The sequence below is a fragment of the Paraburkholderia sp. ZP32-5 genome, from assembly GCF_021390495.1.
Classification (GTDB): Bacteria; Pseudomonadota; Gammaproteobacteria; order Burkholderiales; family Burkholderiaceae; genus Paraburkholderia.
Genome location: NZ_JAJEJP010000001.1, coordinates 3,109,813 through 3,131,017, shown reverse-complemented (window position 1 = coordinate 3,131,017; position 21,205 = coordinate 3,109,813). Strand labels below are relative to the sequence as shown.

Here is a 21,205-nt window from a genome sequence, read left to right as displayed (position 1 = left end):
CCATGTCGGAGACCGAGATTCTTGAGCGCATCCGCGCGATCTTTCACGACAATTTCGCGATCGAGCCCGAACGCGTGACGCCCGACGCGCACCTGTTCGAAGACCTCGATCTCGATAGCATCGACGCCGTTGATCTCGCGATCAAGCTCCAGGAAATGACCGGCCGCCGCATCAAGCCGGAGAACTTCAAATCCGTGCGCACCGTCGGCGATGTGATCGCGGCGGTCGAATCGCTGCTCGCGGCCCAAGGCTGATGCCAGCCGAGCGCTCGCGATTGCGGATGTCTGAGCCAGGCTGCTCCGGAATCAGGTCCGGCACCCGGCATCGTTCGAGCAGGGCCGTCGTGCAGGTCCTGCTGAAATTTGCTTACCCCGCGCTGATTTTATGCGCATGGCATTGGAATGCGCCGCGTCTCGTCGGCTTGATGTTGCTCGCGACGCTGTGGCTGCAGCGCTGGGCGGGCGGCGGCCCGGTTGCAATGTCGCTGCGACAGCTATCCGCGCTCGACTGGGCGGTGGCGGCGCTGTTGAGCGGCGCCTCCGCGGCGATCGTCGTCACCGGCAGCGAACTGCTGCTGCGTTTCTACCCGTCGCTCGTCAACCTCGGATTGCTGATCGCGTTCGGCGCCACGCTCGTGCACGGACCGTCGATGATCGAAAAGTTTGCGCGGCTCGGCCAGCCCGATCTGCCGCCTGGCGCAGTGCGTTATACGCGACGCGTCACTCAGATCTGGTGCGGATTCTTCGTGCTGAACGGCGCGTTTTCCGTCTATACGGCGCTGGCTTGGAGTCGCGCGAACTGGTCGCTGTACAACGGCGTGATCGCTTATGGGTTGATCGGCGTGCTGCTTGTCGGTGAATTCGGGTGGCGGCGCCTGTTCGTGCTGCCTCGCATCGCGCGCGCGGGTTCGGAGGCGTCATGATCGCATTGCACGATCTGTTGTCGGCCGAAGCCGCACTCGCCGCGCCCGATACGCCGGTATGCCGCGATGGCGCCACGCTGCTCGATCGCAACGCGTTCCGCGCGCGCGTCGCGGCGCTCGCCGCGCGTGTCGATACAAAGCGCGCATCACGTTGCGCGCTGTGTATCGACGATCCATTCGATTTCGCCTGCGCGTTGTTCGCGCTATTGGCGCGCGGCAAGGAGCCGGTGATTCCGGCCAACGCGACGCCGGGCTATCTCGCCGATCTGGCCGACGCGTACGACTTCATGTTGACGGACGCGGACTTGCCGCCGTTCGTTTCGCCCGCCGACGCGACCCACATCGATTACCCGATCGACCCTGACGCGCCGCTCACGCTGTACACGTCCGGCAGCACCGGCACACCGAAGCCGATCCGCAAGACGCTCGCGCAATTCGACGCCGAAGTGCGGACACTCGAAACGCACTGGGGCGCATTGATCGGTGATGCAACGATGTTGGCGAGCGTGCCGCATCACCACATCTACGGTCTGCTGTTTCGCGTGCTGTGGCCGCTCGCGGCGGGCCGCGCGTTCGATCGCGCGATCGGCATGGAGCCGCAGCAGTTGGCAGCCCGTATTGCCCAGTGCGGCACGACGGCGATCGTGTCGACGCCCGCGCAGCTATCGCGCTGGCCCGCGTTGCCGGGCTTCTCCGCGCTGAACCCCGCGCCGCGCGCGTTTTTTTCGTCGGGCGGCCCGCTTGCGGCCGACGCCGCGCAGCACTATGCGGCGACTTATGGTGCCGCGCCGCTCGAAATCTACGGCAGTACAGAAACCGGCGGCATCGCGTGGCGCCGTCAGGACGAGGGCGATGCATGGCAGCCGGTCACTGGCGCCGAAGTGCGGCACGATGAAGACGGCGCGTTATGCGTGCGCTCGCCGCACCTCGGTCACGCGGACTGGCATCGTACCGGCGACCGTATCGTATTCGATGCCGATGGCCGTTTTCGTCTGCAAGGCAGGCTCGATCGCGTGCTGAAGCTCGGTGGCAAACGCGTGTCGCTGCCGGAGCTCGAAGCGCGTGTTGCGCTGCATCCGTACGTCGCGCAGGCGGTGCTCGTGCCGCTCGAAGGCGCGTCGCGCGAACGTGTCGGTGCGCTCGTCGCGCTGACCGAAGCGGGTAGCGCGGCGCTGCGCGACGAAGGCCGCGTCGCGCTCGCGAAAACGTTGCGCCGTCATCTCGCCGATTACTTCGACGCAGTCGTGCTGCCGCGTCACTGGCGGTTTCGCGCGAGCTTGCCGTTCGATGCGCGTGGCAAGCTGCCGGCGAGCTCCGTTGCCGCCGCCTTCGCGCCGCGTGCCGAAGGCATGGAAGTGCTCGCGGAGGCGCGCTGCGGCGACACGCTCCACTACGACCTGCGCGTGCCACCGACGCTCGTGCACTTCGCCGGCCACTTTCCGGGCCTGCCGATTCTGCCTGGCGTCGTGCAGGTCGACTGGGCGGTGCGGCTCGCGGCCGGTCACTGGCCGCGGGTGCGTGAACTCGCGTCGGTCGATCGTCTGAAGTTCATGGCGCCGGTGTCGCCGGGGGCGGTGCTCAAGCTCACGCTCACTTGCGACGCCGCGCGTCGGCGTGTGCAGTTCATGTACCGGCTCGACACACGCGAATGCGCGTCGGGCGTGCTTGTGCATCGGGAGGGCGCGTGATGCACTTCGCACCTTGCATCGTAATTCCGATCTACAACCACAAGGACGCGATCGGCGCGACCGTCGCGCAGCTCGCGGTTCACGCGCTGCCGATCTTCGTCGTCGACGATGGCAGCGACGACGCGACGCAACAGGTGCTCGCCGCGCTCGCGCAGCAGTACGCTGGTCAGCTCACGCTGCTGCGCCTACCGCAAAACGGCGGCAAGGGCGCGGCGGTGATGGCCGGTCTGCGTGCCGCGCGCGCGGCACGCTACACACACGCATTGCAGATCGACGCCGACGGCCAGCATGACGCAGCCGACGTTCCGCGCTTCATCGACGCGGCGCGCGCCGAACCCGCCGCAGTGATCCTCGGCCGCCCGGTCTACGACGACAGCGTGCCGAAAGCGCGCCTCTATGGACGCTATCTGACGCACGTATGGGTGTGGGTCGAAACGCTGTCGCTGACCATCCGCGATTCGATGTGCGGTTTTCGTCTCTATCCGCTCGCGCTCGCGTGCGCGTTGATCGACCACACGCGCTTGCCGACGCGCATGGACTTCGACATCGAGATCCTCGTGCGCCTGTATTGGCGGCGCGCGGCGTTCCGTTCGATTCCGACGCGCGTGACCTACGCGGCCGATGGCGTGTCGCATTTCGACGTGCTGTGGGACAACGTGCGAATCAGCCGTAGTCATACGCGACTCGTGTTCGGCATGCTGTGGCGTCTGCCGGTGCTGCTCGCGCATAAGCTGATGCCGCGTCGTGGCGTGGTGACTGAGAGCACGGCAGAAGGCGAGCCCGCCGATGCCCCCCATCCCGAAGACTGGTGGCGCATCACCGAACGCGGTAGCCATCTCGGCATGAACTTGCTCGCGCTGAGCTGCAAGCTATTCGGCCGCCGTTTCACCGCGTTGTGGCTGCATCCGGTCGTCGCATATTTTCTGCTGACGGGCCGCGCCGCGCGGCAGGCGTCGGATAACTACTTCCGGCATCTCGGTTCGGTCGCGCAGCAGGCCGATACGCCGCGCCCGGGCTGGGTGTCCGCGTATCGGCACATGCTCGCATTCGCGCAGTCGGGCTTCGATAAGCTCGCCGCGTGGACCGGCCGCGTCAACGACACCGACGTCACGTTCGATGATCCATCGGCATTCGAAGCCTTGATCGCGAGCGGCAGGGGCGCGCTGGTGATCGGCGCACATCTGGGCAATCTCGAGATGACGCGCGCGCTCGCGGTGCGCGGTGCACACGCGAAGGTCACGGCGGTCGTCTATACGGAGCACGCGCGCCGTTTCAACCGCGTACTCGCGTCATCCAACCGCGACTTCGCGCGGCATCTGCTCGAAGTCGGCGACTTCGGCCCGCAGACTGCCGTGCTGATGCAACAACGCATCGACGCGGGCGAACTGCTGGTGATCGTCGGCGATCGCGTGCCCGCTTGCGAAGCAGGACGCACTACCGAAGCGCAGTTTCTCGGCGCCCGAGCGCCATTCGCGCAAGGCCCGTACGTTCTCGCGCATGCGCTCGGCTGTCCGGTCTATCTGTTCTTCTGTCTGAAGGAGCGCGGCGGCTACCGCATGTACTTCGAGCCATTCGCCGAGCGCATCGAACTGCCGCGTCGCGAACGCGCACAGCATCTGGCCTCATGGGCGCAGCGTTACGCGATGCGTCTCGAACACTACTGCCGCAAGGCCCCTTATCAATGGTTCAATTTCTTCGATTTCTGGGCCGGCCCGAAGCGAGGTGCGAATGGCCGAACATGATCTGAGCGGCGCGCCGGAAGTGCTGTCCATGGATACCCGTGCGAACGGCGACACGAATGCCAATGCCAACGCGGCAGTCGTGATCGGCGGGCGTCGGCTGACGATCGAAGAGGTCGTCGCGATTGCCCGGCGGCGCGCGCCAGTGGCGTTGAACGACGATCCGGCATGGTGCGCGCGCATCGAACGAGGCGCGGATTTCCTGCGGCGCCAGCTCGCCGCGGGCGCAACCGTGTACGGCGTTAACACCGGTTACGGGGACGCCTGTGTGGTCGACGTGCCGATGGAATTAGTCGAAGCGTTGCCGCTGCAACTGACGCGTTATCACGGCTGCGGCATGGGCGAATATCTCGACGACGCACAAACGCTCGCTGTGATCGCCGCACGTCTCAATTCGCTCGCGTATGGTTTCTCGGGCGTGCGTCCGGTGCTGCTCGCACGTCTCGCGGCGCTGATCAATCATCGGGTGCTGCCGCGCATTCCGTCCGAAGGTTCGGTCGGCGCCAGTGGCGATCTGACGCCGCTGTCGTATGTGGCGGCCGCGCTCGCGGGCGAGCGCGACGTGCTGCACGCCGGCCGTTTGCGCGCCGCGCACGACGTGTGGGCCGAACTCGGGCTCGCGCCGCTCGTGCTCGCGCCCAAAGAGGGCCTCGCGCTGATGAACGGTACCGCGGTGATGACCGGCCTGGCCTGTCTCGCGTTTACGCGCGCCGATCATCTGAGCCGGCTGACCGCGCGCCTGACCGCGCTGTCGACGATCGCGCTCGACGGCCGCGCCGCGCATTTCGACGCGACACTGTTCGACGTGAAGCCGCATGCCGGCCAGTCCGAAGCGGCCGCATGGATCCGCGACGATCTGAACGGCCGCCCCGACACGCCGGGGCATCGCTTGCAGGACCGCTATTCGATTCGCTGTGCGCCGCATGTGATCGGCGTCGCGCGAGACGCGCTGAGCTGGGTACGCCGTGACGTCGAAAACGAGCTGAACAGCGCGAACGACAATCCATTGATCGATCCCGACAACGAGCGCATTCTGCACGGCGGCAACTTCTACGGCGGTCATATCGCGTTCGCGATGGACGCGCTGAAAGTCGCGGTTGCCAATCTCGCCGATCTGATGGACCGGCAACTCGCGCTGCTCGTCGACGTCAATTTCAACAACGGTTTGCCGCGCAATCTGTCGGGTGCGGCGAGCGCGCGCGCCGCTATCAATCACGGCTTCAAGGCCGTGCAGATTTCGTCGTCCGCGTGGACCGCCGAGGCACTCAAGAACACGCTGCCCGCCAGCGTGTTCTCGCGTTCGACCGAAGCACACAACCAGGACAAGGTCAGCATGGGCACGATCGCCGCGCGCGACTGTCTGCGCGTGCTGGCGTTGACCGAGCAGGTCGCCGCTGCGCATACGCTCGCGACGGTGCAGGCCGTGCGTCTGCGCATCCGCATCGACGGCGCGACGCCGGTACCGGCGCCGCTGTGCGACTTTATCGACGACATTGGTGCGTACTCGCCGTTCGTCGACGAAGACCGGGCGCTCGAGGGTGAGTTGCGCGCGTTGACTGCGCGAATTGCGGCGTGCGAACTGTGGGACAACGATCGCAAAGGAGCCGGCGCATGAACGAGGCTACGAAAGTCGCTGACGTGCCGACCGTGCCGCGCGTGCTCAGCGCGAGCGCCACGGTCGAAGTGCCGTTTCACGACGTCGACGCGATGAACGTGTGCTGGCACGGCAACTATCTGAAGTACTTCGAGATGGGCCGCGCGGCGCTGTTGCGCGTGTTCGACTACGACTATCGCGAGATGCAGGCGTCGGGTTATCTGTGGCCGATCGTCGAGGCGCATCTGAAATATGTGCGGCCGGCTGTGTACGGACAGATAATCGAGGTGCGCGCGCAACTGCTCGAATACGAAAACCGCCTGAAAATAGGCTACGAAATCGTCGACTGCGAGTCGGGCACTCGGCTAACGAAGGGCTATACGATTCAGGTCGCTGTCGACGCCGCGACCGAGGAATTGCAGTTCGTATCGCCGCCGATCGTATTCGACAAGCTGGAACGCGTATGGGGGCGATGAATCGACCGGCGGCGAAGGCGGTCGCGTTGCAGGCGGCGTGCGCGCGCGGTGTCATGACGCGTGCCATCAGTGGTATCCGTGCCATCACCGTTATCGCTGTGATCGGCAGTGCGTGCGCCGCGCTAGCGTGGCCAGCGGCAGCGGTCCACGCTGCTTCCAGTAAGGCGGCCGGCGCGGCGTCCACGGCGGCGGCCATCGGCACCGAAAACCCGGCACTGGTGTCGCGGATCGCCGCGCATCTCGCGCAGGCCAAAGGCGTGCGCGCGCAATTCACGCAGACCCAGACACTTGCCGCGATGAAGCAGCCGCTCGTCAGCGACGGCACGTTGCTGTTCTTCCGCGAGCGCGGCGTGATCTGGCAAATCGACAGCCCCTACAAGGCCACCTACGTGATCACCGATGCCGGCGTCGCGCAGATCGACGCCGCCGGCCAGCGAGTGACGCACGGCACGCCGAGCCCGCGCGGCGTCGCGCAGGTCTCGAAGATGATGCGCGCGATGCTCGGCGGCGATCTGTCCGCGCTGTATTCGCAGTTCGACGTCAGCGCCGAGGGCGGCCCCGCGCAATGGCGCATGCGCCTCACGCCGAATCAGCCGCAACTCGCGCAATCCATCAAGGGCATCGAGATGCGAGGCGGCGACTATCTGCAAACCCTGCTCATCACGCTCGCGAACGGCGATGTGATGAAGCTCGAGTTCGCGAACAGCACGGCCGTCGCCGAGTTGACCGCCGCCGAGCGCAACCTGTTCGGAGCGCTGTAATGGAGGTGCTGCAACAGCGGTCCGCGAAACAGGCTTGGGGCGTGCGCGCCGCATGGCTCGTGCTCGCGCTGCTGGCGGCGCTGTATTGCGGTTGGCGCTTCGCAGAAGGCTCACCGCTCGAAACCAATTTGCTCGCGCTGCTGCCCGCGACCGAGGCCGATCCGGTTGCTGAAAAGGCGATCGGCAGACTCGCCAGCGCGCTCGGCGACCGCGCGGTGTTGCTGGTCACGAGCCGTGACGATGCGCATGCGAAGGCGGCGGCGAAGCAGTTGGGCACGGCGTTGCAACGGAGCGGCGCATTCGGTTCGGTGACGGCCGAGTTGCCGCCGTTCGATCTATCGCGGATCGCTGCCTTGTACATGCCGTATCGCTTCGGCCTGCTCGCGCCGGCCGATCGCGCGATGCTCGCCCATGCCGGCGCAACGACGTTGCACGACCTGCTGACTCAGCGTCTGTACAGTCTGCTGCAAGGCGGTCTGAGCACACCGCTTGCCGACGATCCATTCGGCTGGCTCGAACGCTGGCTCGCCGGCCTACCGCTCGCGACGTCGAATCTCGACATCGAGGACAACCTGCTGGTCTCGCATCGCGGCGACGCGCATGGCGATACGACCAGCGTGCTGATCGTCGCGACGCTGCCGGGCTCCGCGTATGAAACGAAGACGCAGCGCGCGGTGACGGTGGCGCTCGCCGACGCCGAACGCGCGTTGCACCGGACCTTCCCGGACGTGTCGGTGGCGCGCACCGGCGCGGTGTTCTACGCGCAAGCGGCGCGTAGCGCGTCCGAGCGCGATGTGCATCTGATCGGCGTCGCGTCGCTTGCCGGCATCGCGTTGCTGATGTTGTGGGTGTTCCGCTCGCCGCGTCTGTTGCTGCTCGGTTTCGTGTCGACCGCGCTCGGTATCGTCTGTGCGCTCGCGGCCACGATGCTGATTTTCGGCAAGCTGCATCTGCTGACACTCGTGTTCGGCGCGAGTCTGATCGGCGAGGCCGTCGATTACTCGATTCAGTACTTCGTCGTCTATCTCGGCGCGGGGCGCGGCTGGAACGCCCGGCGCGGCGCGCGCATGGTGCGTCCTGCGCTGACTGTGGCGTTGACGACAAGCCTGCTCGGCTACGCGATCCTGATGTGGGTGCCGTTTCCGGCGCTCAGGCAGATTGCGTGTTTCGCGATGGTCGGCATCACGACCGCGTTCGCGTCGGTGCTTTGGCTGCTGCCGGCATTGCTCACGTGCGCGCCGAAGCGCAGTCCGTGGCGCGTGTTCGCGGGCGCGGCGCGCCTGCTCGCTCACTGGCAGCGCGCGATCGGCGGCAAGCGCGCGTGGCCGATCGCGGCAGTGTTGCTGATCGCGTCGGCGCCGGGCTGGCTGCGCCTGACCAGCGACGACGACATCCATCTGCTGATCCAGCGCGATGCGTCGCTGGTCACGCAGGAAGATCAGGTGCGCGCGGCGGTCGGCGTCGACAACAGCGCGCAGTTTTTCGTCGTGCGCGGCGCGACGCCGGAGGCGGTGCTGCAACGCGCGGAAGCGCTCGGCGCGCAACTCGATGCGTTGAACGGCGGCGCGAATCGTCTCGCCGGCTATCAGTCGGTCGCGCAGTTCGTGCCGTCCGCGCAGCGCCAAAGCGACGACCACGCGCTGCTCGCGCGGCACGTGTTCAATGATCCCACCGCATTGCGAGCGACATTGCTGAAAACGGGCTTCAAGGACGAAGTCGCCGATGCGTGGCTTGCCGCCTATGCGCAATCGCAAGCGCCGTTGACTGTCGAGCGCTGGCTCTCGGCGCCGTGGTCGCAGCCGTACCGGCATTTATGGCTCGGCGCGGTGGAGTCGAATGAACGGGACGGAGCGGGCGAGTTACATGAGCGGCGTTACGCCGCCATCGTGATTCCGCAAGGGGTGACGCCGCGCAACGAGCCAGCGCTGATCGCGCTCGCGCACGGCAAGCCCGGCATCGTGTTCGTCGATAAGGCCGCGAGCGTGTCCAGGCTATTCGGCGCGTATCGCGTCGATAGCGGCTGGTGGTTGGGAGCGGCGCTCGTGTTGGTATTCGCGCTGCTGACGTTGCGCTATCGGCTGGCCGGCGGCATCGCGACCACGCTGCCCGTGCTGCTTGCGGCCGGCGTCGCCCTTGCGGTGTTCGGTTACGCGGGCGTGCCGCTCAATCTGTTCAACTGGCTTGCGCTGATGCTGGTGCTCGGCGTCGGCGCGAATTATGCGGTGTTTCTGCGCGAAGGCTGTCTGCGCGCGGAGGCGGATATCGGCGCGGTGTGGACGGGCGTGCTGCTGTCCGCGGCCACTACGTTATTGTCGTTCGGCATGCTCGGTATGAGCGGGATGCCCGCGCTGCGCAGCTTCGGCACGACGCTCGCACTCGGCATCGCGGTCGCGGTGCTGCTCGCACCGATCGGCATGCCGGCCGTGGGCAAGCCGGCGGAAAAGAAGTCAACGGCGCGCAGGTCGCAACAAGCGTCGTCGGAATCACGGAGGGCGGGATGAAAGCGCCATCAGTTTATTTGCACGCGCTCGGCATGATCAACGCGCTCGGCGGCCATCTCGACGAGATCGTGCCGGCGCTTGCGGCCGCGCGCGCTCCCGGCATGGGCAGCGTGCCGACCGGTATCGGCGAGGCGTTCGTCGGCAGCGTGCTGGCGCCGCTCGATCTTGCGCCGCGCGCGGACCTCGCGCGCTATGACTGCCGCAACAACCGTCTGCTGCTCGCGGCACTCGCGCAGATCGCGCCGGCGATCGAGGCCGCGCGCGAGCGCTACGGTTCAGCGCGCATCGGCGTGGTGCTCGGCACCAGCACGTCGGGCATCGAGGCGGCCGAGACCGCGTTCGTCTATTACGCGCAGGCGGGCGAGCTGCCGGACAACTTCAACTACCGGCAAATGGAAATCGGGACCGCCGCGCCGTTCGCGGCTGCCGCGCTCGGTGTGCAAGGACCGGCGTTCACGATCTCGACCGCGTGCACGTCGAGTGCGAAGGCATTCGCGTCGGCGCGCCGGCTCCTGCAATTGCAACTCGCCGACGCGATCGTCGTGGGTGGTGTCGATTCACTATGCGAATTGACAGTGCAGGGTTTCGCGTCGCTTGAATCGACCAGCAGCGTGCGCACCAATCCGATGAGCCGCAATCGTTGCGGCATCAACGTCGGCGAGGGCGCGGCGGTGTTCCTGATGAGCCGCGACGAAGCGCCGGTGCGGCTCGCGGGCCTCGGCGAATCGAGCGATGCGCATCATATTTCGGCACCGGATCCGCGGGGCGTCGGCGGCGAGCTTGCCCTGACCGGGGCGCTGGCGGATGCCGGCATCGCGGCGTCGGCGCTTGGCTATGTGAACCTGCATGCGACGGCCACGCAGAAGAACGACGAGATGGAGGCGAACCTGATGGCACGCGTGTTTCCCGAAGGCGTAGCCGCGAGCGGGACCAAGCCGCTGACCGGCCATCAGCTCGGCGCCGCCGGCGCGACCGAACTCGGCTTCGCGTGGCTGACACTGGCGCGCGACGACGTGAGCTTGCCGCCGCATCTGTGGGACGGCGAAGCCGATCCCGGGCTGCCCGCGCTCGACCTCGTGCAGCACGCGCGTTATCTGCCGCGCGGCGCCGGCACGCAGTACGCGATGAGCAATTCGTTTGCGTTCGGCGGCAGCAATGTCAGCCTGATTCTCGCCCGATGACGCCTATGACGACTTCGCAACCCGTTGCCGGACAAGCCGGCATCGAGCTGCTCAGCGACGAGCAACTCGTGCGACAGCCGATCGACGCGATCATCCCGCATCGCGGCAGCATGCGGCTGATCGACGGCGTCGATCGTTTCGCCGACACCACGCTGAGCGCATACGCGCGCGTCGACCCGCACGCGTGGTATGCCGATGCCGATGGCGCGATGCCCGCATGGATCGGCATCGAGCTGATGGCGCAGGCGATCGCCGCGCACGTTGCGCTGCTCGCGATGCGCGGCGGCGGCACCGCGCGCCCCGGCGTGCTGCTCGGCTCGCGCAGCTATCAGGCGCTGCGGCCGGCTTTCAGACGCGGTGCGCGTTTGCAGATTTACGTCAGCGAAGTGCTGCGCAGCGACGCAGGCCACGGTGCGTACGAATGCACGATCGACGACGGTGAGGTGCGCTGCGCCGAGGCCGTCATCAAGGTTTTCCAGCCGGCCGATTTTCGGTCATTCATCGCAGGGAGTGTCACATCATGAGCCGGCGTGTTCTCGTTACCGGTGCAAGCCGCGGCATTGGCCGGGCGATTGCGTATCAGTTGGCCGCCGACGGCTTCGCGGTGTCCGTGCATTGCCGCACGGGGCGTAGCGAGGCCGATGCGGTCGCCACGGGTATCGCCGCGCAGGGCGGCACGGCGCGCGTGCTGCAATTCGACGTGCGCGAACGCGCGGTGTGCCGCGAGGTGCTCGAAGCGGATGTCGCCGCGCACGGTCCGTATTACGGCATCGTGTGCAGCGCCGGCGTGACGCGCGACGCCGCGTTTCCCGCGCTGACCGACGAGGACTGGGACGTCGTGATCGAAACCGGGCTCGATGCGTTCTACAACGTCGTGCATCCGTTGACGATGCCGATGGTGCGCGCGCGCAACGGCGGGCGCATCGTCACGATCGCCTCAGTGTCCGGCGTGACCGGCAACCGTGGCCAGGTCAACTACAGCGCAGCGAAGGCCGGGCTGATCGGCGCGACCAAGGCGCTCGCGGTCGAGCTCGCGTCGCGCAACATTACGGTCAATTGCGTCGCGCCAGGGCTCGTCGAAACCGGCATGCTCGAACAGATGACGCTCGAGCATGCGCTGAAGACCGTGCCGATGAACCGCGTCGGCCAGCCGGCCGAGGTGGCGTCGGTGGTGAGCTTTCTGATGTCCGATAGCGCGTCCTATGTGACGCGCCAGGTGATCGGCGTGAACGGTGGGATGATCTGATGAAGCGCGTCGTGATTACCGGTATGGGCGGCGTGAGTGCCTTCGGCGATAGCTGGCAGGCCGTCGCCGAGCGTCTCGCCAGCGGTACCAACGCGGTGCGGCGGATCGCCGAGTGGGATTACTTCGAAGCGCTGCATACGCGGCTCGCATGCCCGATGCCCGAGTTTACGACGCCCACGCACTATCCGCGCAAGAAGACGCGCTCGATGGGGCCGGTATCGCTGTATTCGGTGCGTGCGAGCGAACTCGCGCTCGCCGATGCGGGCCTCGCAGATGACGCGAGCATTGCCGATGGCCGCATGGGGGTCGCGTATGGTTCATCGTCGGGTTCGGTGCAACCGATCCGCGCGTTCGGCACGATGCTCGACACCGGCTCGATGGCCGGTGTGACGTCGAACAGCTACGTGCAGATGATGCCGCACACCACGGCGGTCAACGTGAGCCTGTTCTGGGATCTGAAAGGCCGCATCATTCCGACCTCGTGCGCGTGCGCATCGGGCAGTCAGGCGATCGGCTATGCGTACGAGGCGATCCAGTCCGGCAGGCAGACGCTGATGCTCGCGGGCGGCGCGGAGGAATTGTCGGGACCGGCGGTCGCGGTATTCGACGCGCTCTATGCGACCAGTACCCGCAATGACGAAGCGCATCTGACGCCACGTCCGTTCGATGCCGCGCGCGACGGCCTGGTGGTCGGCGAGGGCGCGGCGACGCTCGTGCTCGAAGAGTACGAACACGCGCTCGCGCGCGGCGCGCGGATTCATGCGGAGGTAGCCGGCTTCGGCTGCAATTCCGACGGCGCGCACATGACGCAGCCGACGGCCGGCACGATGGCGCTCGCGATGCAGCTCGCGCTGCGCGATGCGCAACTACCGCCCGAAGCGATCGCGTACGTGAACGCGCACGGCACCTCGACCGAGCGCGGCGACATCGCCGAAAGCCATGCGACCGCGCAGACCTTCGGCGCGCGCATGCCGATCAGCTCGCTGAAAAGCTACGTCGGCCACACGCTCGGCGCGTGCGGCGCGATCGAGGCGTGGTGGACGATCGAGATGATGAAGCGCAACTGGTACGTACCGACGCTGAATCTCGACAACATCGATCCTGCCTGCGCGCCGCTCGATTACATCGTCGGCCAGCCGCGCGAGATCGACGCGGAATACGTGATGAGCAACAACTTCGCGTTCGGCGGCATCAACACGTCGCTGATTTTCAGGCGGCTTCGATGAGCGTCGCGCTGCAGCGCGTGGTCGTGACCGGCATGGGCATCGTGTCCTGCCTCGGCAATACGCTCGACGAAGTGTCGGCCGCGCTGCGCGCAGGCCGCTCGCGCATCGAGCGGATCGATGCGTGGCGTGAGCGCGGCTTCGGCTCGCAGGTCGCGGGCGTCGCGTCGGTTGCATGCGACGTGCCGTTCGAGCGCAAGCTCGAACGCTTCATGGGCGACACCGCGCGCTTTGCGTGCCACGCGGCGCGCAGCGCGATCGACGATGCCGGGCTCGGGCCCGATGCGCTGCACTCGCCGCAAGCCGGTGCGGTGATCGGCTCGGGCGTCGGCACGATGTCGAGCTACGACATGGCGATGGGCATTGCTCACGCGCGCGGCGTCGACAAGGTGCCGCCCTACACGGTGCCGCACGCGATGAGCAGCACCGCGTCGGCCAACGTCGCACAGGTGTTCGGCCTCGAAGGTGTCAGCTATTCGCCGTCGTCGGCCTGCACCACGTCCGCGCTCGCGATCGGCCAGGCGATGCAACTGATCCAGACCGGCCGGCAGCAGATCGTGCTCGCGGGCGGCAGCGAAGCGCTGCACGACAACATGACGCTGATGTTCGACGCGATGGGCGCGCTGTCACGCGGTTTCAACGGCACGCCGCAGCGTGCTTCCCGTCCCTACGACACGCGGCGCGACGGTTTCGTGATCGCGTCAGGCGGCGGCGTGCTGGTGCTCGAAGCGCTCGATCACGCGGTGGCACGCGGCGCACGTATCCATGCGGAGCTGAGCGGATTCAGCGCGTGCACGGATCGCGGTGGCATGGTCGCGCCGCGTGCGGCAGGCATCGCGCGGGCGATGCGTGGCGCGCTGACCGAAGCGGGCCGCCGCCCCGATTACGTGAATACGCACGCGCCGTCGACGCCGCTCGGCGACCTCGAGGAACTGCATGCGTTGCGCGACGTGTTCGGCGCGTCGGAGCATGGCGTGCCCGCGTTTTCGTCGACCAAGGGCATGACCGGGCATCCGCTCGGCGCATGTGGCGCGCATGAAGCGATCTACACACTGCTGATGATGCGCGATGGTTTCATCGCGGGGACGGCGCACGTCGATGCGCCCGAGCCGGAAGTGGCGGACATGCCGCTGGTGCGCGGCGTGCGCGCCGCGCGCATCGATACAGCAATGTCGGTTTCATTCGGGTTCGGCGGCAGCTGCGCGAGCCTGATGTTCGAAGCGTGGCGGGGCGTCTGAGCGGATGCGGATGCGGATGCGCGAACTCGCCGCAATCACTGGCCGCGACATTCAACAGCGGCCGCTAATTTGAAAAACAAAGAAGGGCATAAGAATGAAAAAGTTTTCTTTGCTGGGGACGATGCTGGTGGTCGCATTGACGCAGGCCGGCTGCGGCACGGAAGTGAAATCGGTGCCGTTCGCGGCGTCCGGCGGCGAGGCGCCGGTGTATTTCGGCAAGCAGGAACATCCGCCGGTGAAGGCCGGCCTGGGCGACGCGGCGCGGGGTGAGGTGCCGGTGTATTTCGGCAAACAGGAACATCGGCCTGTGAAGTCCCACCTGGGCGACGCGGCGTATTCGGTGCGGATCGCGCGCAAGACCTCGGACCCAACCGAAGCGTGCCACCTCGCGCTCGCCGAAGCGGTGGCGAAGCTGCGCGCGGCGGCACGCGAGCGTCATGCGAACGCGGTGATCGAAGTGTCCACGCGTTTTCATAGCACCGAATCGGATTCGTCGAACGACTTCACGTGCGGCATCAGTCCGAGCGCCGCCGCGATCTCCGTGCGCGGTCAACTGGTCGTGCTGGACGCGGGTTAAACGCAAGGCAGACGCTTGAAGCGGTGCGAAAAGTGCCGCGAGCATTGGCGGACCCGCGGAGCGGACGCCGCACGCCCCTATCGGCGAATCAGACAAGGCGTCGCGCGACGCCTTGTCAAACAGTGTCATTCGGCATCCACCGCGGCCTTGACTGCGGCAACATTCACGAGTGTTTCGCGACGCTTGCCAGGCTGCGGCCGATGCAGGCCGAGCCGTTCGAGCAGACCGAAGTCTTTCGCGCGGCTCCACCACAGATAGGGCAGTGAAACGTTGCCGGGACCGAATCGGAAGCCGCCGCATCGAATCATGTCGAGGTAGCCGTCGGCGCTCTTTTGCACATGCATCGGATGGCGGAACAGCAGCCGGATGACCCACGATTTGATGTACGCGTCGGTCGATTCGGCGAACAGCAACAGGCCGCCCGGTTTCAGCACGCGGTGGAACTCTGCGATGGCGCGTTCCTGTTCGACGAGGTGATGGAAGGTTTGATGACAGAACACGATGTCGGCGCTCGCATCGGGCAACGGCAACCGCGCGCAGTCACCATGCAGAAGTTCGATGTCCGCGACCGAGTTGCGGCAGGCATTGGCCGCCTGCGCGGCGAGCGTGAGCGACGGCGCGTGGTAATCGACACCGACGATGCGGCGCGGTTTGAACGCGGCGGCAAGCAGGCGAAACGAAATGCCTTGCCCGCAGCCAGCGTCGACAATGACTGGCGCATCGGGCAACGGGGTATCGATCAGGCGCCGCAAGTCGTCGATCGCTACCCGCAGTACGTGATGCTCCCATGTGTGGGTGCGTAGGAACCAGATTCCGAAGGCTGTCTCCGGCACATAGGGCACTTGGGATGACGACACGATGCACTCCCCGATGAAACATTGTTCTAGCTGGCGGAGGCCAGATTGTAGCGAGAAGTCCGTGTATTGCGCGATGCCGCGATGCATGAAACCCCGCATGCGTCCCAGCACGCATGCAAACCGTTGGAGCAAAGATTGAATAGCGATTCTTCAAGCCAGACCGTGGTCGATGTCGCGATCATCGGCGCGGGGCCGGCCGGCGCGGTCGCCGCCGCGCTGCTGCGCCGCGTGGGCCGTTCCGTGCTCGTGCTCGAGCGCCAGCATTTTCCGCGTTTCTCGATCGGCGAGAGCCTGCTGCCGCAAAGCATGGCGTATCTCGAAGAGGCCGGCATGTTGCGGGCCGTTGTCGAAGCCGGCTTCCAGCACAAGAACGGCGCGTATTTCGTGTATCGCGATCAAAGCTCGTCGTTCGATTTCCGCGACAAACATTCGTCCGGTTGGGGTACCACGTATCAGGTCGAGCGCGCGCTGTTCGATGACCTGCTGATTCGCTGCGCGGCGGAACAGGGGGCTGACGTGCGTTTCGGTCACACGGTGCGCGCGGTGCAGACCGGCGATACGCCGTCGCTCGACGTGGTCGACGAGGTCGGCCACGCGTATCGGGTCGATGCGCGTTTCGTTCTCGACGCGAGCGGTTTCGGCCGCGTGCTGCCGCGCCTGCTGAATCTGGAGACGCCGACGGGCATGCCGACGCGCGCCGCGATCTTCACGCATGTACGCGATGGTCTGACGCTCGATGCCGTCGATCGCAACAAGATTTGCATCGCCACGCATCCGGAGCGCCGCGATGTGTGGTTCTGGATGATTCCGCTCGCGGGCGGCCGTTCGTCGGTCGGCTGCGTGGCCGAGGCGAGCTTTCTCGACGTGTCGGAGCCGCAGCGCGAAGCGACGCTGCGCGCGCTGATCCGGCAGGAACCGACGCTTCGGAGGTTGATCGGTGACGCGCCGTTCCTGATGCCGGTGCGGCAGATCGGCGGCTACGCGGCCAACGTCGAGCGTTTGCATGGACCGGGCTACGCGCTGCTCGGCAATGCCGGTGAGTTCCTCGATCCGGTGTTTTCGTCGGGCGTGACGATCGCGCTACGCTCGGCGCATCTCGCCGCGCGCACGCTGAACCGGCAACTGGACGGCGCGAGCGTCGACTGGTCCGCTGACTATGACGTGCCGCTGCGCAAGGGCATCGATACGTTCCGCGCATTCGTCGAGCGCTGGTACACGGGCGAGTTCCAGGACATCATCTACTACCCGGACCAGGTGCCGTCGATTCGGCGCATGATCTGCGCGGTGCTCGCGGGCTATGCGTGGGACGAGTCGAATCCGTATGTCGCCGATGCAGCCCGGCGGCTCGATACGCTGCATGAGGTGTGCAAGCAGCGCTGAGGCGTCGCGCGGCATAGCGAGAAAAAACGGCGCTTCACGATCGAAGCGTCGTTCTGCCGTTCGGTGTGCACGCGGGATGCGCCGCATTCAGGCTGGACTCGGGGCCACATCGAAGCCAGCATCCGGGTCTGTATCCACGCCACCCGCTCGCCTTCAAGCCGCGACCTTCGCCCGCCCCGGCACCTGCCCGCGCACATCATCGCGCCGATGCACGCGCTTGCCCGCCGCATACGTCTCATACACCGCGCGATCATCGCCGAGCAGCGCGAACGCAAACAGCAGTTCCTCCAGCGATTCGCATCGCGCGGTACGGCGCGCGAGCAGCGGCGTCGCCCGCGGATCGAGCACGACGAAGTCCGCTTCCGAGCCGGCCTTCAGCGTGCCGACCTGGTCGGCGAGGTCGAGCGCCTCGGCCGCGCCCGCAGTGGCCAGCCAGAACATCCGCGTCGCGGTCAGATGATGGCCGCCGAGACGCGCGACCTTGTGCGCTTCGTTCATCGTCTGCAGCATCGAGAACGACGTGCCGCCGCCGACGTCGGTCGCCAGCGCGATCGGTATGCCGGCCGCGTCGGCCTTGTCGAAGTCGAACAGGCCGCTGCCGAGGAACAGGTTCGAAGTCGGGCAGTGCGACGCGAGCGCGCCGGTTTGCGCCATGCGTTTGCGGTCTTCGTCGTCGAGATAGATGCAATGGCCGTACACCGCGCGGCGGCGCAGCAGCCCGTAATGATCGTAGATGTCGAGATAGCTGCGATGGCCGGGGAACAGATCGGCGACCCACTTCACTTCGTCGGTGTTTTCCGCGACGTGGCTCTGGATGAACAGGTCCGGATGCTCGCGCGCGAGCACGCCGCACGCTTCGAGCTGCGCTTCGGTCGAGGTCGGCGCGAAACGCGGCGTCAGCGCGTACATCTGCCGGCCGCGGTTATGCCAGCGGCCGATCAGCTCGGCGCTGTCGTCGTAGCCCGATTGCGCGGTATCGCGCAGAAACTCCGGGCAGTGGCGATCCATCAGCACCTTGCCCGCGACCATGCGCAGATTGCGCGCTGCGCTCTCGGCAAACAGCGCGTCGGCGGATTCCTTGTGGACCGTGCAGTAGACCAGCGCGGTCGTCGTGCCGCAGGCAAGCAGTTCGTCGACGAAAAAGCTCGCGGTGTCGCGCGCATGATCCGCTTCGGCGAAGCGGCGCTCGGTCGGGAACGTGTAGGTGTCGAGCCACGGCAACAGACCCGGCGCCGGCGACGCGATCATGTCGGTCTGCGGATAGTGGATGTGCGTATCGATGAAGCCGGGCACGATCAGCTTGTCGCGGCGGTCCTCGACGCGCGTGCCGGATGCGAGCCGCGGCGCGAGCGTCGCATACGCATCCGCCGCGACCACGCGGCCGTCCTCGACGATCAGCAGGCCGTCCTCGTGGAACACGGCCGCATTGGGCGCGTGCGCGGGATCGCCGTTGAAGATCAGCAGTTGCGCGCGGAAGGCGGATTGAGCTTCGCGGGCCGCTTGCGCTGCCGGCGCGGTGTGAGCCTTGTCAGTCATGGAAAAACTGTCTCCGAATGTTTAAAAGCGGGTCGGCGGTGGCTTGCCGATCTAGGTCACGTCCAGAATCGAACGAAATCCCGACGAAAGGCCTCGCGAGATGCCCGCGCGAAGCGAAGCCCTCCGCCGCCGTCTGTTGAAGCCCGTCAGTGCGGGCCGTCCTGCCGCCAGTGCGCGTCGAGCTGTTCGATCAGCAGCCGGCGTTCGTCGGGCGTCACGAACGACGCTTCGAAGCCGTTGCGAATGATCGTGTAGACCTCGGCATCGTTGAGCTTCAGCGCATCGATCGTGGCCAGATAGTTCGCGTTCACGTAGCCGCCGAAGTAAGCCGGATCGTCGGAATTCACCGTGACGGCAACGCCGCGATCGAGCAGGTCCTTCAGTGTGTGCTTGGTCATATCGTCGAACACGCACAGCTTCAGGTTCGACAGCGGGCATACGGTCAGCGCGACGCGCGTATCCGCGAGCCGCGTGACGAGCGCCGGGTCTTCGATGCTGCGCACGCCGTGATCGACGCGGTCCACCTTCAGCACGTCGAGCGCTTCGTAGATATACGAGGGCGGCCCTTCCTCGCCCGCATGCGCGACCAGCTTCAGGCCGAGCGCGCGCGCCTTCGCGAACACGCGCTCGAACTTCGCCGGCGGATGCCCGCGCTCCGACGAATCGAGGCCGACGCCGATCAGCCGATGCCGGTACTGCTCGAAAAGCGGCAACGCTTCGTCGAAGGTGGCGAGCGCATCTTCTTCGGACAGGTGGCGCAGAAAGCACAGGATCAGCTTGCTCGACATGCCGCGTTTTTCCGCGTCCGCGAGCGCGCGTTCGATGCCGGCCACCACCGTCGCGATACGCACGCCGCGTTCGGTGTGCGTCTGCGGGTCGAAGAAGATTTCGCTATGAATCACGTTATCGGCGAGACACCGTTCGACATACGCCATCGTCATGTCGTAGAAATCCTGCTCGTGCAGCAGCACGCTCGCGCCCGCGTAGTAGATGTCGAGGAACGATTGCAGGTCGGTGAATGCATACGCGGTACGCAGCGCGTCGACCGACTCGTAGGCGAGCTTCACGCCGTTGCGCTGCGCGAGCGCGAAAATCAGTTCGGGCTCCAGCGAGCCTTCGATATGGATATGCAGTTCGGCCTTCGGCGCGCGCGCGGTCCGCTCGGCGAGTGATAGAGGCGTAGCGTTGATTGTTTTCATCGTGGTTTGGAGTTGTATGTTGGGGTAGATCCCGGCGTGAGCCGCGCCGCGCTTTACATCGACACGCCGTCACACCGTTTGCGTCGCATGGCGCGCGCCCGCGTTCGCTTCGAGGGCCTGCAGCACCTGCGCGGCCGCCGAGATCGCAATCACCTCGGGCGCCTTGTCGACGATGCCGTCGACGCCGAGCGGGCACTTCATCCGCGCGATCTGCGACGGGTCGATGCCGCGCGCCGCGAGCCGGTGCTCGAACTGCTTGCGCTTGGTATGCGAGCCAATCATGCCGAAGAACGCGAAGTCGCCGCGCCGCAGAATCCGCTCGGCCAGGTCGAGATCGAGCGCATGGTTGTGCGTCATCACGACGAAGTACGTGTTCGGCGCGGCCTGATCGATCGCTTCGTCGGGCGCGTCGTTCGGATCGATCGTCACGTTCGGCGCATGCAGCGTATCGAGCGGCGGAAACTGCGCGTCGCGTTCGTCGACCCAGCGCACCGTGCACGGCAGTGTCGCGAGCACCCGCACGAGCGCCGCGCCGACGTGACCGGCGCCGAACAGCACGAGCTGGAATTCGCCCGGCGCGATCGTTTCGGTCAGCAGCGCGCTGCTGTCGTCGAAGCCGGCGCCGTCCCACAGCAGGCAGTCGCCGGTATCGACGCCGGGTTCGGGCTCGGACAGCATCACCGCATCCGGCGAGGGGCCGAATGATACGCTACGCACCGTCGCCTGACCGGCCGCAAGGCGCTTGGCGAGCGACGTGATCCAGCCGAGGTCGCCGACGTCGAGCCGTTCGAACGCGAGAATCACCGCGCCGCCGCAGCACTGGCCGAGGCTCGGCCCCAGCGCGAACCGTTCGAGCCGCCGCATATGCGGCGCGCGCATGCCGTCGCGCAGCACCTGACGCGCGGTCTCGATCGCCTTCCATTCGAGATGGCCGCCGCCGATTGTGTGTTTCGCCGCCTCGCGGGTGACGATCATCTTCGTGCCGGCCTCGCGCGGCGCCGAGCCTTCGGCGCGCGCGACCGTCACCAGCACGGCGGCATCGCCATGCGCGAGCAGATGTTGCAGGTCAGTGAGCCAGGCTTGCATC

The 21,205-nt window shown here is 66.5% G+C and carries 19 protein-coding genes; 15 read left to right on the top strand and 4 right to left on the bottom strand.

Going from position 1 to position 21,205, the window contains the following annotated elements:
• Positions 1–2: 2 nt before the first annotated feature.
• From L0U82_RS13370 to L0U82_RS13305, 14 genes are all read left to right on the top strand, one after another.
• Positions 3–254, top strand: coding sequence for an acyl carrier protein (locus tag L0U82_RS13370; RefSeq protein ID WP_233831609.1), 252 nt, complete (start codon positions 3–5; stop codon positions 252–254).
• Entirely contained in the window at positions 254–922 is a 669-nt protein-coding gene (locus L0U82_RS13365) for a hypothetical protein (RefSeq protein ID WP_233831607.1), read from the top strand. The genes L0U82_RS13370 and L0U82_RS13365 overlap by 1 nt, the downstream gene beginning before the upstream one ends.
• The gene (locus L0U82_RS13360; protein WP_233831605.1) at positions 919–2,610 is read left to right on the top strand and encodes an AMP-binding protein; all 1,692 of its coding nucleotides are present in this window, start codon (positions 919–921) and stop codon (positions 2,608–2,610) included. The genes L0U82_RS13365 and L0U82_RS13360 overlap by 4 nt, the downstream gene beginning before the upstream one ends.
• Positions 2,610–4,352, top strand: coding sequence for a glycosyltransferase family 2 protein (locus L0U82_RS13355; RefSeq protein ID WP_233831603.1), 1,743 nt, complete (start codon positions 2,610–2,612; stop codon positions 4,350–4,352). Before L0U82_RS13360 ends, L0U82_RS13355 begins: the two co-directional genes overlap by 1 nt.
• On the top strand, positions 4,339–5,964 hold the full coding sequence (locus L0U82_RS13350; protein WP_233831602.1) for an HAL/PAL/TAL family ammonia-lyase: 1,626 nt from the start codon (positions 4,339–4,341) through the stop codon (positions 5,962–5,964). Before L0U82_RS13355 ends, L0U82_RS13350 begins: the two co-directional genes overlap by 14 nt.
• A complete protein-coding gene (locus L0U82_RS13345) occupies positions 5,961–6,419 on the top strand; it encodes an acyl-CoA thioesterase (RefSeq protein WP_233831601.1) in 459 nt (152 codons plus the stop codon). The genes L0U82_RS13350 and L0U82_RS13345 overlap by 4 nt, the downstream gene beginning before the upstream one ends.
• Entirely contained in the window at positions 6,407–7,180 is a 774-nt protein-coding gene (locus tag L0U82_RS13340; protein WP_233831600.1) for a LolA family protein, read from the top strand. The genes L0U82_RS13345 and L0U82_RS13340 overlap by 13 nt, the downstream gene beginning before the upstream one ends.
• Positions 7,180–9,681, top strand: a complete 2,502-nt coding sequence (locus L0U82_RS13335) for an MMPL family transporter (protein WP_233831599.1) — start codon at positions 7,180–7,182, stop codon at positions 9,679–9,681. Before L0U82_RS13340 ends, L0U82_RS13335 begins: the two co-directional genes overlap by 1 nt.
• Positions 9,678–10,862, top strand: coding sequence for a beta-ketoacyl-[acyl-carrier-protein] synthase family protein (locus tag L0U82_RS13330; RefSeq protein WP_233831598.1), 1,185 nt, complete (start codon positions 9,678–9,680; stop codon positions 10,860–10,862). Before L0U82_RS13335 ends, L0U82_RS13330 begins: the two co-directional genes overlap by 4 nt.
• 5 nt (positions 10,863–10,867) lie before the next feature.
• Positions 10,868–11,386 carry a hotdog family protein gene (locus L0U82_RS13325; protein ID WP_233831596.1) on the top strand — a complete coding sequence of 173 codons (519 nt, stop codon included), beginning with the start codon at positions 10,868–10,870 and terminating at the stop codon, positions 11,384–11,386.
• On the top strand, positions 11,383–12,108 hold the full coding sequence (locus L0U82_RS13320; RefSeq protein WP_233831594.1) for a 3-ketoacyl-ACP reductase FabG2: 726 nt from the start codon (positions 11,383–11,385) through the stop codon (positions 12,106–12,108). The genes L0U82_RS13325 and L0U82_RS13320 overlap by 4 nt, the downstream gene beginning before the upstream one ends.
• Entirely contained in the window at positions 12,108–13,334 is a 1,227-nt protein-coding gene (locus tag L0U82_RS13315) for a beta-ketoacyl-ACP synthase (protein WP_233831593.1), read from the top strand. The genes L0U82_RS13320 and L0U82_RS13315 overlap by 1 nt, the downstream gene beginning before the upstream one ends.
• On the top strand, positions 13,331–14,569 hold the full coding sequence (locus L0U82_RS13310; RefSeq protein WP_233831592.1) for a beta-ketoacyl-[acyl-carrier-protein] synthase family protein: 1,239 nt from the start codon (positions 13,331–13,333) through the stop codon (positions 14,567–14,569). Before L0U82_RS13315 ends, L0U82_RS13310 begins: the two co-directional genes overlap by 4 nt.
• Positions 14,570–14,663: 94 nt before the next feature.
• Entirely contained in the window at positions 14,664–15,146 is a 483-nt protein-coding gene (locus tag L0U82_RS13305) for a signal peptidase (protein ID WP_233831591.1), read from the top strand.
• A 125-nt stretch (positions 15,147–15,271) separates the two neighbouring features.
• Here L0U82_RS13305 and L0U82_RS13300 read toward each other — a convergent pair whose 3' ends face one another.
• A complete protein-coding gene (locus L0U82_RS13300; protein ID WP_233833269.1) occupies positions 15,272–15,988 on the bottom strand; it encodes a class I SAM-dependent methyltransferase in 717 nt (238 codons plus the stop codon).
• A gap of 150 nt (positions 15,989–16,138) precedes the next feature.
• On the opposite strand from L0U82_RS13300, the gene L0U82_RS13295 reads away from it, so the two are divergent.
• Positions 16,139–17,383: an NAD(P)/FAD-dependent oxidoreductase gene (locus tag L0U82_RS13295; protein ID WP_233831590.1), complete on the top strand. Its 1,245-nt coding sequence runs from the start codon at positions 16,139–16,141 to the stop codon at positions 17,381–17,383.
• Positions 17,384–17,536: 153 nt separating this feature from the next.
• Here the strand turns inward: L0U82_RS13295 and guaD are convergent, their stop codons facing one another.
• The 3 genes from guaD to xdhC form a co-directional block, all read right to left on the bottom strand.
• Positions 17,537–18,919: a guanine deaminase gene (gene guaD, locus L0U82_RS13290; protein ID WP_233831589.1), complete on the bottom strand. Its 1,383-nt coding sequence runs from the start codon at positions 18,917–18,919 to the stop codon at positions 17,537–17,539.
• A 146-nt stretch (positions 18,920–19,065) separates the two neighbouring features.
• Positions 19,066–20,118 carry an adenosine deaminase gene (locus L0U82_RS13285; protein ID WP_233831588.1) on the bottom strand — a complete coding sequence of 351 codons (1,053 nt, stop codon included), beginning with the start codon at positions 20,116–20,118 and terminating at the stop codon, positions 19,066–19,068.
• Positions 20,119–20,187: 69 nt separating this feature from the next.
• Positions 20,188–21,204: a xanthine dehydrogenase accessory protein XdhC gene (gene xdhC / locus L0U82_RS13280; RefSeq protein ID WP_233831587.1), complete on the bottom strand. Its 1,017-nt coding sequence runs from the start codon at positions 21,202–21,204 to the stop codon at positions 20,188–20,190.
• Position 21,205 lies beyond the last annotated feature (1 nt).

Excerpts from the sequence above, each read along its gene's own strand:
- L0U82_RS13370 (WP_233831609.1), top strand. The coding sequence starts at position 3 with ATGTCGGAGACCGAGATTCTTGAGCGCATCCGCGCGATCTTTCACGAC.
- L0U82_RS13365 (WP_233831607.1), top strand. The coding sequence starts at position 254 with ATGCCAGCCGAGCGCTCGCGATTGCGGATGTCTGAGCCAGGCTGCTCC.
- L0U82_RS13360 (WP_233831605.1), top strand. The coding sequence starts at position 919 with ATGATCGCATTGCACGATCTGTTGTCGGCCGAAGCCGCACTCGCCGCG.
- L0U82_RS13355 (WP_233831603.1), top strand. The coding sequence starts at position 2,610 with ATGCACTTCGCACCTTGCATCGTAATTCCGATCTACAACCACAAGGAC.
- L0U82_RS13350 (WP_233831602.1), top strand. The coding sequence starts at position 4,339 with ATGGCCGAACATGATCTGAGCGGCGCGCCGGAAGTGCTGTCCATGGAT.
- L0U82_RS13345 (WP_233831601.1), top strand. The coding sequence starts at position 5,961 with ATGAACGAGGCTACGAAAGTCGCTGACGTGCCGACCGTGCCGCGCGTG.
- L0U82_RS13340 (WP_233831600.1), top strand. The coding sequence starts at position 6,407 with ATGGGGGCGATGAATCGACCGGCGGCGAAGGCGGTCGCGTTGCAGGCG.
- L0U82_RS13335 (WP_233831599.1), top strand. The coding sequence starts at position 7,180 with ATGGAGGTGCTGCAACAGCGGTCCGCGAAACAGGCTTGGGGCGTGCGC.
- L0U82_RS13330 (WP_233831598.1), top strand. The coding sequence starts at position 9,678 with ATGAAAGCGCCATCAGTTTATTTGCACGCGCTCGGCATGATCAACGCG.
- L0U82_RS13325 (WP_233831596.1), top strand. The coding sequence starts at position 10,868 with ATGACGACTTCGCAACCCGTTGCCGGACAAGCCGGCATCGAGCTGCTC.
- L0U82_RS13320 (WP_233831594.1), top strand. The coding sequence starts at position 11,383 with ATGAGCCGGCGTGTTCTCGTTACCGGTGCAAGCCGCGGCATTGGCCGG.
- L0U82_RS13315 (WP_233831593.1), top strand. The coding sequence starts at position 12,108 with ATGAAGCGCGTCGTGATTACCGGTATGGGCGGCGTGAGTGCCTTCGGC.
- L0U82_RS13310 (WP_233831592.1), top strand. The coding sequence starts at position 13,331 with ATGAGCGTCGCGCTGCAGCGCGTGGTCGTGACCGGCATGGGCATCGTG.
- L0U82_RS13305 (WP_233831591.1), top strand. The coding sequence starts at position 14,664 with ATGAAAAAGTTTTCTTTGCTGGGGACGATGCTGGTGGTCGCATTGACG.
- guaD (WP_233831589.1), bottom strand. The coding sequence starts at position 18,919 with ATGACTGACAAGGCTCACACCGCGCCGGCAGCGCAAGCGGCCCGCGAA.
- L0U82_RS13285 (WP_233831588.1), bottom strand. The coding sequence starts at position 20,118 with ATGAAAACAATCAACGCTACGCCTCTATCACTCGCCGAGCGGACCGCG.
- xdhC (WP_233831587.1), bottom strand. The coding sequence starts at position 21,204 with ATGCAAGCCTGGCTCACTGACCTGCAACATCTGCTCGCGCATGGCGAT.